The 13,391-nt window shown below is 67.7% G+C and carries 1 protein-coding gene; it reads right to left on the reverse strand.

The annotated features are described in order from the left end of the window. A partial coding sequence (locus ACFVFH_RS35565) for an amino acid adenylation domain-containing protein (RefSeq protein ID WP_383777053.1) occupies window positions 1–13,391 on the reverse strand: 13,391 nt, incomplete at both ends.

Raw genomic sequence — 13,391 nt, forward strand, 5'->3', positions numbered from 1 at the left:
GCGTCGTCGTGGTCGGCAGCGGTGGCGGTGGCGGTGACCGTGGTCGTGGCGGGCGTCAGCGTCACTTCGTGAACGGGAAGAGTCACCTGCCGCTGAACGACCTGCAAGGGCTGGGAAAGATTCTCCCACAGCACCGCCGTGCGCAGAATGTCATGCCGGTCAACGACACGCTGCAACGCCGAGACGAACTCATCCACCCGCTGCCGGGAGTCGAATCCCAGCACTGTCGGAACGATATACACGTCCCGGCCCTGCTCGGCATCCAGCAGGTGGTGGAAGAAGATGCCCTCCTGTAGAGGTGCCAGCGGGTAAATGTCCGCAATATTTGCCGCACCACCCGGGATCACCTCGGTGATCCGGTCGAGATCGGACTGGGTCAACTCGGCAAGCGTCACCATCTCCGGAGCCAGAACCTCGGCCCCCGCCGGAATCAGGTTCTCCGGCACCACGAACGCCGGACCCGTCCCGTCAACCGCCGCCAGACCGGCGGGCGTCGGCGTCTGGAACAGCGCCCGTACCGATAGGGAAATGCCGCGCGAGCGCAGGCGCTCCGTGAGGGTCACCGCCAGGAGCGAATGCCCACCCAGCTCGAAGAAGTTGTCGTCGATGCCGACCCGGTCCAGGCCCAGGATGTCAGCGAACGTCTCACACAGAAGCTGCTCGTTCACCGTGCGCGGAGCCCGGTAGGCCGTTTCGAGGGCGGCGGTGTGATCGGGCGCCGGCAGGGCGCGCCGGTCGAGCTTGCCGTTCACCGTCAGCGGCAGCGCGTCGAGTACGACGATCGCGGACGGGACCATGTAGTCCGGCAGGACCGCCCCCAGACCGGCCTTGACCTGCGACAAGTCCACGGCCGTTTCTTCACCGGCCACGAGGTAGGCGGCGATGCGCTTGTCGCCGGGCACGTCCTCGCGAACGATCACCGCGGCCTGCGCCACACCCTCCTGAGCCAACAGCGCCGCCTCGATCTCACCCAGCTCAATGCGGTAGCCGCGCACCTTGACCTGGTCGTCCGTACGGCCGAGGTAGTCCAGCGTCCCGTCCGCACGCCAACGCGCCAGGTCACCCGTGCGATACATCCGCTCACCCGCCGCACCGAACGAGCACGCAACGAACCGCTCCGCCGTCAGACCGGGACGGTTCAGGTAGCCCCGCGCCAGCTGGACACCCGCGAGGTACAGCTCACCGGGAACACCCACCGGAACGGGTTGCAGATTCGCGTCCAGGACGTACACGCGGGTGTTGCCCACCGGACCACCGATCGGCACGGTCTCCGTACCCGGCCGGCACTCCCACGCCGTCACATCGATCGACGCCTCCGTCGGACCGTACAAATTGTGCAGCGGAACATTCAGAACGTGCAGGAACGCATCCCGCAGCTCCGGCGACAACGCCTCACCACTGGTGAACACCGCCCGCAACGACGAACCGCACTCCCGCGCGGCAGGCTCCAGAAGAAACACCTGCATCATCGACGGAATGAAATGCGCGACCGTAACCCGCTCCGCACGAATCAACTCCGCCAGATACCCCGGATCCCGATGCCCATCCGGCCGCGCAACCACCAACACCGCGCCGACCGTCAACGGCCAGAAGAACTCCCACACCGACACATCGAAACCAACCGGAGTCTTCTGCAACACCCGATCCGACGCATCCAGCCCATAATCCGCCTGCATCCACGCCAGACGATTCACCACACCCTCATGCGCAACCACCACACCCTTGGGACGCCCCGTCGAACCCGACGTGTAGATGACGTAAGCAGGGTGCTCCGGACGATGGTCCGCACGCACCGGATCCGAATCCGGCTGGTGGCCGAGCGCAGTGGCCGTCCCGGACACGTCCAGGTCGATGCGCCGCGTACCCGAGTCCGCGGCCATGCTGATGGCGAGACCGGTACTGGTGGTGAGCAGGGCAGTCGGGCGGCTGTCGCCCAGCGTCGTCGCCAGGCGTTCGGCCGGGTAGTCCGGGTCCAGCGGCAGATACGCCGCCCCCGTCTTCACCACGGCCAGCAACGAGACCACCAGGTCCACCGACCGCGGCAGGCAGATCGCGACCAAGCCCTCCGGGCCCGCTCCCTCGGCCACCAGCAGATGAGCCAGACGATTCGCCCGCGCATTCAACTCCGCATACGACACGCTCTCGCCCTCATGCACCACCGCAACCGCATCAGGCGTCCGGGCGGCCTGCGCCTCGAACAGCTCCGGCAGCGTCGCCACCGGAACCTCACGCGCCGTGTCGTTCCACCCCGACACCACCAACGCACGCTCGCGCTCACCCAGAACCGGAACCCGGTCCAGCACCACGCCGGACCCCTCCTCCAGCCCCGCCACCAGATTCAGCACCGCAGTCTCGAACAGACCACACACCACACCCGAATCCATCGGAGCAGCAGCCTGCACCACGAACCGGAACCCGACACCCGTGTCATCGACCGACACCGTCAACGGATAATTCGTCCGCTCCTGCCCGAAGAGCGGCGTCACACCCGCAAGCTCAACCCCACTACCATCCGCAGCCCCACGACTGTGCCGATAGTTGAGAAGTGACGTGAACAACGGACTCTGCGCGGGGAGGCTGGTGGCCTGCTGTGCCAGGGCCAGCGGCGCGTGCTCGTGCCGCAACAGTTCGCCGAGCTGGGCCTGTACGGTGCCCAGGCCCTGGTCCAGGGGCTGGGTCGCGTCGACCCGGATGGGCAGCGTGTTGATGTAGAGGCCGGGGGTACGGTCGGAAGCCTCTCCGGCCTCCATGCGCCCGAGCAGGACGGTTCCGAAGACGGGGTGTGACTGGCCGGTCGTCGCGGCGGCCACCCTCGCCCAGGCCAGGTGGAAGAACGCCGCCGCACTCACACCATGACGACGCGTCTGCGCCCGCAACCGCTCAGCGACCTCCGAGGCGAGCTCCACCACCGTCTCACCGGTCCCGCTGCCATCGCTATGGGTGTCCATGACGCCGTAGGGAGCGGTCGGCTCCTCCACCTCCCCGAGCACCCGCTCGAAGTAGGCACGATGCTGCTCCGCAGAGACCGCCAGACGCGAGTACGCGACGAAATCACGGTACGGAGCAGGCTCGGGAAGCCGCGCCTCCTCGTGCTCCAGATGCGCACGCACCTCGTCGAGAAGGATCTCCAACGCCTGGTGATCACGGGTCAGATGATGGCTCCGCAACGCCATCAGCCAGCGATTCCCACCCGGATCATGAGCGATCGTGACATCGATCATCGGTGCCAGCCGGATGTCCATCGACGCCGGACATGCCGCGAGCAGCAGAGCCGTCGCGTCATCACCAGGACTCCGGGAGAGCACGACCTCCTCGACCCTCAACGGCGCCTTCCGCTGGACGATCTGCAAGGGCTGGGAAAGGTTCTCCCACAGCACGGCCGTGCGCAGAATGTCATGCCGGTCAACAACACGCTGCAACGCCGAGACGAACTCGTCCACCCGCTGCCGCGAGTCGAGCCCCAGCACCGTCGGAACGATATAGACGTCCCTGCCTTGCTCCGCGTCCAGCAGGTGGTGGAAGAAGATGCCCTCCTGCAACGGCGCCAGCGGATAGATGTCTGCGATATTCGCCGCACCACCCGGGGTCGCCTCGACGATCCGGTCGAGATCGGACTGGGTCAGCTCGGCAAGCGTCACCATCTCCGGAGCCAGAACCTCGGCCCCCGCCGGGATCAGGTTCTCCGGCACCACGAACGCCGGACCCGACTCACCGACAAGCCCAGCCAGCCCGGCCGGCGTCGGCGTCTGGAACAACGCCCGCACCGACACCGACACCCCACGCGCCCGCAACCGCTCCACCAACGTCACCGCCAGCAGCGAATGCCCACCCAGCTCGAAGAAGTTGTCGTCGATGCCAACCCGGTCCAGGCCCAGGATGTCGGCGAACGTCTCACACAGGAACTGCTCGTCCGGCGTACGCGGAGCCCGGTAGGACACCTCCAGCGCGGCCGTATGATCCGGGACCGGCAACGCACGCCGGTCCAGCTTGCCGTTCACCGTCAGCGGCAACGCGTCGAGTACGACGATCGCGGACGGCACCATGTACTCCGGCAGCACCGCCTCCACACCGGCCTTGACCTCCGACTGGTCCAAGGCGGCGTCCGAACTCGGCACGAGGTACGCCGTCAGCCGCTTGTCGCCGGGCACGTCCTCACGGACGATCACCGCGGCCTGCGCCACAGCATCCTGCCCCAGCAGCGCCGCCTCGATCTCACCCAGCTCGATCCGGAAACCACGGACCTTCACCTGGTCGTCGGTGCGGCCCATGTAGTCCAGCGTCCCGTCCGCACGCCACCGCGCCAGGTCACCCGTGCGATACATCCGCTCGCCCGCCGCGCCGAACGGGCAGGCGACGAACCGTTCCGCCGTCAGACCCGGACGGTTGAGGTAGCCGCGCGCCAGCTGGACACCCGCGAGATACAGCTCACCGGGAACACCCACCGGGGCAGGTTGCAGATTCGCATCGAGGACGTACACGCGGGTGTTGCCCACCGGACCGCCGATCGGCACGGTCTCCGTACCCGGCCGGCACTCCCACGCCGTCACCTCGATCGACGCCTCCGTCGGACCATAGAGGTTGTACAGCGGAACGTTCAGGTCATGCAGGAACGCATCCCGCAGCTCCGGCGACAACGCCTCACCACTGGTGAACACCGCCCGCAACGACGAACCGCACTCCCGCGCGGCAGGCTCCAGAAGAAACACCTGCATCATCGACGGAATGAAATGCGCGACCGTAACCCGCTCCGCACGAATCAACTCCGCCAGATACCCCGGATCCCGATGCCCATCCGGCCGCGCAACCACCAACACCGCCCCGACCGTCAACGGCCAGAAGAACTCCCACACCGACACATCGAAACCAACCGGAGTCTTCTGCAACACCCGGTCCGATGCGCCGATCCCGTAGTCCGCCTGCATCCACGCCAGACGATTCACCACGCCCTCATGCGCAACCACCACACCCTTGGGGCGTCCCGTCGAACCCGACGTGTAGATGACGTAAGCGGGGTGCTCCGGACGATGGTCGGCACGCACCGGATCCACCACCGGCATTCCCGACAGAGCCAGGTTCACCGCCGGGTCATCCAGAACAACCCGCCGCACACCCGCATCCGCACCCAGGTCGGCATCCGTGGTCGTACCGGTCGTGATCAACGCCATCGGACGACTGTCAGCCAGCGTCGCCACCAACCGCTCCACCGGATAGTCCGGATCCAGCGGCAGATACGCCGCCCCCGCCTTCACCACGGCCAGCAACGAGACCACCAGGTCCACCGACCGCGGCAGGCAGATCGCGACCAAGCCCTCCGGGCCCGCCCCCTCGGCCACCAGCAGATGCGCCAGACGGTTCGCCCGCGCATTCAACTCCGCGTACGACACGCTCTCGCCCTCATGCACCACCGCAACCGCATCAGGCGTCCGGGCGGCCTGCGCCTCGAACAGCTCCGGCAGCGTCGCCACCGGAACCTCACGCTCCGTGTCATTCCACCCCGACACCACCAACGCACGCTGCTGGTCATCCAGAACCGGAACGCGGTCCAGCACCATGCCGGACGCTTCCTCAAGCCCCGCCACCAGATTCATCACCGCAGTCTCGAACAGACCACACACCACACCCGAATCCATCGGAGCAGCAGCCTGCACCACAAACCGGAACCCGACACCCGTGTCATCGACCGACACCGTCAACGGATAATTCGTCCGCTCGGAGGCATAGAGGATCTCGATGCCGACGGTCTCGCTCTCCGACGGGTCGGCCTGCGCGGGGGCAGCCGCCGGGCTGTGGCGGTAGTTGAGGAGCGAGGTGAACAGCGGGCTCTGAGCAGGGAGGCTGGTGACCTGCTGTGCCAGGGCCAGCGGCGCGTGCTCATGCGCCAGAATTTCACCGAGCTGGGCCTGTACGGTGCCCAGGCCCTGGTCCAGGGGCTGGGTCGCGTCGACCCGGATGGGCAGCGTGTTGATGTAGAGGCCGGGGGTGCGGTGGGCCGTGCCGCCCGCGTCCATACGTCCCAGAAGGACGGTTCCGAACACGGGGTGTGACTGGCCAGTCGTCGCGGCGGCCACCCTCGCCCAGGCCAGATGGAAGAACGCCGCCGCACTCACACCATGGCGACGCGTCTGCACCCGCAACCGCTCAGCGACCTCCGAGGCGAGCTCCACCACCGTCTCACCGGTTCCACTACCGTCACCGTGCGTGTCCAGGACACCGTAGGGAGCGGTCGGCTCCTCCACCTCACCGAGCACCCGCTCGAAGTAGGCACGGTGCTGCTCCGGCGAAACGGCCAGACGCGAGTACGCGACGAAATCACGGTACGGAGCAGGCTCGGGAAGCCGCCCCTCCTCGTGCTCCAGATGCGCGCGCACCTCGTCAAGAAGAATCTCCAACGCCTGGTGATCACGGGTCAGATGATGACTCCGCAACGCCATCAGCCAGCGATCCCCACCCGCATCATGCGTAATCGTCACATCGATCATCGGAGCCAGCCGGATGTCCATCGACCCCGGACACGCCGCGAGCAGCAGAGCCGTCGCATCATCACCAGGACGCCGGGAGAGAACAACCTCCTCAACCCTCAACGGCGCCTTCCGCTGAACGACCTGCAACGGCTGCGAAAGGTTCTCCCACAGCACCGCCGTCCGCAGAATGTCATGCCGGTCAACAACACGCTGCAACGCGGAAAGGAACTCGTCCACCCGCTCCCGGGAACCGAACCCCAGCACCGTCGGCAGAATATAGACATCCCTGCCCTGCTCCGCGTCCAGCAGGTGATGGAAGAAAATACCCTCCTGCAACGGCGCCAGCGGATAGATATCCGCGATATTCGCCGCACCACCCGGAATCGCCTCGACGATCCGGTCCAGATCAGCGGCAGTCAGCTCCGCAAGCGTCACCATCTCCGGCGTCAGGACTTCGGCCCCCGCCGGTATCAGGTTCTCCGGCACCACGAACGCCGGGCCCGTCCCGTCAACCGCCGCCAGACCAGCGGGCGTCGGCGTCTGGAACAGCGCCCGTACCGACACGGGCACACCACGCCTACGCAACCGCTCCGTGAGGGTCACCGCGAGGAGCGAGTGCCCGCCCAGCTCGAAGAAGTTGTCGTCGAGACCGACCCGGTCGAGCCCGAGTACCTCGGCAAACGCCTCGCAGACCAGCCGCTCGTCCTCGGTCCTCGGAGCCCGGTAGGACACTTCGAGGGCGGCGGAGTGGTCGGGGGCCGGCAGGGCCCGCCGGTCGAGCTTGCCGTTCACCGTCAGGGGCAATGCGTCCAGCGTGAGGATCGCGGACGGGACCATGTAGTCCGGCAGGACCGCCCCCAGACCGGCCTTGACCTGGGAAGTCTCCGCCTCTGCACCCTCGGCGGCCACAAGGTAAGCGGCGATACGCTTGTCGCCGGGCACGTCCTCGCGAACGATCACCGCGGCCTGCGCCACGGCATCCTGAGCCAACAGCGCCGCCTCGATCTCACCCAGCTCTATGCGATAGCCGCGCACCTTGACCTGGTCGTCCGTACGGCCCAGGTAGTCCAGCGTCCCGTCCGCACGCCAACGCGCCAGGTCACCCGTGCGATACATCCGCTCACCCGCCGCACCGAACGGGCACGCCACGAACCGCTGCGCCGTCAACCCCGGACGGTTGAGGTAGCCGCGCGCCAGCTGGACTCCAGCGAGATAGAGCTCACCGGGCACACCCACCGGAACGGGTTGCAGATTCGCATCCAGGACGTACACGCGGGTGTTGCCCACCGGACCACCGATCGGCACGGTCTCCGTACCCGGCCGGCACTCCCACGCCGTCACATCGATCGACGCCTCCGTCGGACCGTACAAATTGTGCAGCGGAACATTCAGAACGTGCAGGAACGCATCCCGCAGCTCCGGCGACAACGCCTCACCACTGGCGAACACCGCCCGCAACGACGAACCGCACTCCCGCGCGGCAGGCTCCAGAAGAAACACCTGCATCATCGACGGAATGAAATGCGCGACCGTAACCCGCTCCGCACGAATCAACTCCGCCAGATACCCCGGATCCCGATGCCCATCCGGCCGCGCAACCACCAACACCGCCCCGACCGTCAACGGCCAGAAGAACTCCCACACCGACACATCGAAACCAACCGGAGTCTTCTGCAACACCCGATCCGACGCGCCGATCCCGTAGTCCGCCTGCATCCACGCCAGACGATTCACCACACCCTCATGCGCAACCACCACACCCTTCGGGCGCCCCGTCGAACCCGACGTATAAATCACATACGCAGAATTCTCCGGACCATGCCCCACACGCACCGGATCCACCACCGGCATCCCCGACAGAGCCAGATGCACCGCCGGATCATCCAGAACAACCCGCCGCACACCCACATCCGCACCCAGGCCCACACCGCCGGCGGTCACCACCGCCACCGGACCACTGTCGGCAACCGTCGCCACCAACCGCTCCACCGGATAATCCGGGTCCAGCGGCAGATACGCCGCCCCCGCCTTCATCACCGCCAGCAACGACACCACCAGGTCCACCGACCGCGGCAGACAGATCGCGACCAGACCCTCCGGGCCCGCTCCCTCGGCCACCAGCAGATGCGCCAGACGGTTCGCCCGCGCATTCAACTCCGCGTACGACACGCTCTCGCCCTCATGCACCACCGCAACCGCATCAGGCGTCCGGGCGGCCTGCGCCTCGAACAGCTCCGGCAGCGTCGCCACCGGAACCTCACGCGCCGTGTCGTTCCACCCCGACACCACCAACGCGCGCTGCTGGTCATCCAGAACCGGAACGCGGTCCAGCACCATGCCGGACGTTTCCTCAAGCCCCGCCACCAGATTCAGCACCGCGGTCTCGAACAGACCACACACCACACCCGAATCCATCGGAGCAGCAGCCTGCACCACGAACCGGAACCCGACACCCGTGTCATCGACCGACACCGTCAATGGATAATTCGTCCGCTCCTGCCCGAAGAGCGGCGTCACACCCGCAAGCTCAACCCCACTACCATCCGCAGCCCCACGACTGTGCCGATAGTTGAGAAGCGACGTGAACAACGGACTCTGCGCCGGAAGACTCGTCGCCTGCTGCGCCAGGGCCAGCGGCGCGTGCTCATGCCGCAACAGCTCGCCCAGCTGAGCCTGCACGGTGCCCAACCCCTGACCCAACGCCTGCGTCGCGTCGACCCGGATCGGCAGCGTGTTGATGTACAGGCCGGGGGTGCGATGGGCCGTGCCACCCGCGTCCATACGTCCCAGGAGAACCGTTCCGAAGACGGGGTGGGACTGGCCGGTCGTCGCGGCGGCCACCCGCGCCCAGGCCAGATGGAAGAACGCCGCCGCACTCACACCATGGCGACGCGTCTGCACCCGCAACCGCTCAGCGACCTCCGAGGCGAGCTCCACCACCGTCTCACCGGTTCCACTACCGTCACCGTGCGTGTCCAGGACACCGTAGGGAGCGGTCGGCTCCTCCACCTCCCCGAGCACCCGCTCGAAGTAGGCACGATGCTGCTCCGCAGAGACCGCCAGACGCGAGTACGCCACGAAATCACGGTACGGGGAGGGCTCGGGAAGCCGCGCCTCCTCGTGCTCCAGATGCGCACGCACCTCGTCGAGAAGGATCTCCAACGCCTGGTGATCACGGGTCAGATGATGACTCCGCAACGCCATCAGCCAGCGATCCCCACCCGGATCATGAGCGATCGTGACATCGAGCATCGGTGCCAGCCGGATGTCCATCGACGCCGGACATGCCGCGAGCAGCAGAGCCGTCGCGTCATCGCCAGGGCTCCGGGAGAGTACGACCTCCTCGACCCTCAACGGCGCCTTCCGCTGAACGACCTGCAACGGCTGGGAAAGGTTCTCCCACAGCACCGCCGTCCGCAGAATGTCATGCCGGTCAACGACACGCTGCAAGGCCGAGACGAACTCGTCCACCCGCTGCCGCGAGTCGAGCCCCAGCACCGTCGGAACGATATACACGTCCCGCCCCTGCTCCGCGTCCAGCAGGTGGTGGAAGAAAATACCCTCCTGCAAGGGCGCCAGCGGATAGATATCCGCGATGTTCGCCGCACCACCCGGAATCGCCTCGACGATCCGGTCCAGATCAGCGGCAGTCAGCTCCGCAAGCGTCACCATCTCCGGAGCCAGAGCCCCGGCCCCCGCCGGAATCAGGTTCTCCGGCACCACGAACGCCGGACCCGACTCACCGACAAGCCCAGCCAGCCCGGCCGGCGTCGGCGTCTGGAACAACGCCCGCACCGACACCGACACCCCACGCGCCCGCAACCGCTCCACCAACGTCACCGCCAGCAGCGAATGCCCACCCAGCTCGAAGAAATTGTCATCGAGACCCACCCGCTCCAGCCCGAGCACCTCGGCAAACGCCTCGCAGACCAGCCGCTCGTCCTCGGTCTCCGGAGCCCGGAAGGACACCTCCACCACCGCCGTGCGGTCGGGAGCCGGCAGGGCACGGCGGTTCAGCTTGCCGTTCGCGGTCAGGGGCAGGGCATCCAGTACAACGATCGCGGACGGCACCATGTACTCCGGCAGCGCCGCCGCAACGCCCGCCCGCAGCGCAGCGGTGTCCACCGCCGGGCTCACCGCGGGATCCACCGCCGTGCCGTCAGCCGTTCCCTCGGCGGGAACCACGTAGGCGGTCAGCCGCTTGTCCCCGGGAACGTCCTCGCGCACAACCGCGACAGCCTGGGTGACGCCCGGCTGGCCGAGGAGAGCGACCTCGATCTCGCCGAGCTCGATGCGGTAGCCGCGTACCTTCACCTGTTCGTCGGTACGGCCGAGGTAGTCCAGCGTCCCGTCCGCACGCCATCGTGCCAGGTCGCCCGTCCGGTACATCCGCTCACCCGCCGCACCGAACGGGCACGCCACGAACCGCTCCGCCGTCAGACCCGGACGGCCCAGGTACCCCCGCGCCAGGCCGCTGCCTGCGATGTACAACTCGCCCGGCACACCGGCAGGCACCGGACGCAACGCGGCATCCAGCACATACACGCGGGTGTTGAGGATCGGCCGGCCGATGGAGACAGGGGTGTCCGCCGTGACGGTAGAGGCTGTGGACCAGATGGTCGTCTCGGTCGGGCCGTAGAGGTTGGTGACGGAGACGGCCGTCTCGGCCAGGGTACGGGCGAGTTCGGCGGGGAGTGCCTCGCCGCCGACGAGCGCGCGTACCGACCGCAGGGCACGGTCGCCCGCGAGCGCCTGCCACAGGCTTGGCGTGGCCTGCATGACCGTGACGGACTCATGGGCGACAAGGGACCGCAGGGCTTCAGGGTCGCGTACCTCGTCACGGTCGGCGAGGACGACCGTGGCACCGGACAGCAGGGGCTGATACAGCTCAAGCCCCGCGATGTCGAAGCCGATCGTGGTGACGGCGAGCAGCCGGTCGTTCTCGTCGATGCCCAGGCGGTCGTTCATGGCCGCGAGGAAGTTGTTCAGCGCGGCGTGCGGGACGACGACGCCCTTGGGGCGGCCGGTGGAGCCCGACGTGAAGATGACGTAGGCGGGGTTCTCCGGGTGGTGCCCGGGGCGCGCCGGGTCCGTCACCGGCTGCCGGCCCAGGGGGTCGGACACGGCGGGGTCGTCCAGGTCGATCCGCCGGGCGCCCGCCTCGGCGCCCAGGCGCGCGTCCATGGTGGTGCCGGTGGTGATCAGCACCGTGGGACGTCCGTCGGCCAGCGTCGCCGCCAGGCGTTCGGCCGGGTAGTCCGGGTCTAGCGGCAGGTATGCGGCTCCCGTCTTGGTGACCGCGAGCAGCGAGGTGACCAGATCGGTGGAGCGCGGCAGGCACACCGCGACCAGTTGCTCGGGCCCGACCCCGTCGGCCCTCAGCAGGTGGGCCAGTCGGTTGGCCCGCGCGTTCAGCTCCGCATACGTCAGTGCCACCCGTTCCGTGCCACTGCCGAACACCACCGCGACGGCGTCGGGTGTCCGGGCGGCCTGTGCCTCGAAGAGGTCCGGGAGGGTCGCGGGGCGCATCTCGCGCGCGGTGTCGTTCCAGGCGGCCAGCAGCTGTTCGTACTGCTGGTCGTCGAGGACGCCGATCCGGTCCAGCCGGGTGTCCGGGCGCTCCTCCAGGGCGCCGACCAGGTTGTCGACGGCGGTGTGCAGCAGCCCGCACACCGTCTCGGAGTCGATCGGGTGACCGGCCTGCACGGAGAGCCGGAACCCGACACCCGTGTCGTCGACCGATGCCATGAGCGGGTAGTTGGTGCGCTCATGGCCGTACAGGACCTCGATGCCCGCGAGGCCGGTCCCGCCGTCTGCGGCACCCGGGCTGTGGCGGTAGTTGAGGAGCGAGGTGAACAACGGGCTCTGCGCGGGGAGGCTGGTGGCCTGCTGCGCCAGGGCCAGCGGCGCGTGCTCGTGCCGCAACAGCTCGCCCAGCTGGGCCTGCACCACGCCCAGGCCCTGGCCCAACGCCTGCGTCGCGTCGACCCGGATCGGCAGCGTGTTGATGTAGAGGCCAGGGGTACGGTCGGAAGCCTCTCCGGCCTCCATGCGTCCGAGCAGGACGGTTCCGAAGACGGGGCGGTTCTGGCCGGTCGTCGCGGCGGCCACCCTCGCCCACGCCAGATGGAAGAACGCCGCCGCACTCACACCATGGCGACGCGTCTGCGCCCGCAACCGCTCAGCGACCTCCGAGGCGAGCTCCACCACCGTCTCACCGGTTCCACTACCGTCACCGTGCGTGTCCATGACGCCGTAGGGAGCGGTCGGCTCCTCCACCTCCCCGAGCACCCGCTCGAAGTAGGCACGATGCTGCTCCGGCGAAACCGCCAGACGCGAGTACGCCACGAAATCACGGTACGGAGCAGGCTCGGGAAGCCGCCCCTCCTCGTGCTCCAGATGCGCACGCACCTCGTCGAGAAGGATCTCCAACGCCTGGTGATCACGGGTCAGGTGATGGCTCCGCAAGGCCATCAGCCAGCGATCCCCACCCGGATCATGAGCGATCGTGACATCGATCATCGGTGCCAGCCGGATGTCCATCGACGCCGGACATGCCGCGAGCAGCAGAGCCGTCGCGTCATCACCAGGACTCCGGGAGAGCACGACCTCCTCGACCCTCAACGGCGCCTTCCGCTGAACGACCTGCAACGGCTGGGAAAGGTTCTCCCACAGCACGGCCGTCCGCAGAATGTCATGCCGGTCAACAACACGCTGCAACGCGGAAAGGAACTCGTCCACGCGCTCCCGGGAACCGAACCCCAGCACCGTCGGCAGAATATAGACATCCCTGCCCTGCTCCGCGTCCAGCAGGTGATGGAAGAAAATGCCCTCCTGCAAGGGCGCCAGCGGATAGATATCCGCGATGTTCGCCGCACCACCCGGAATCGCCTCGACGATCCGGTCCAGATCAGCGGCAGTCAGCTCCGC

The organism is Streptomyces sp. NPDC057697 (assembly GCF_042799335.1).
Classification (GTDB): Bacteria; Actinomycetota; Actinomycetes; order Streptomycetales; family Streptomycetaceae; genus Streptomyces.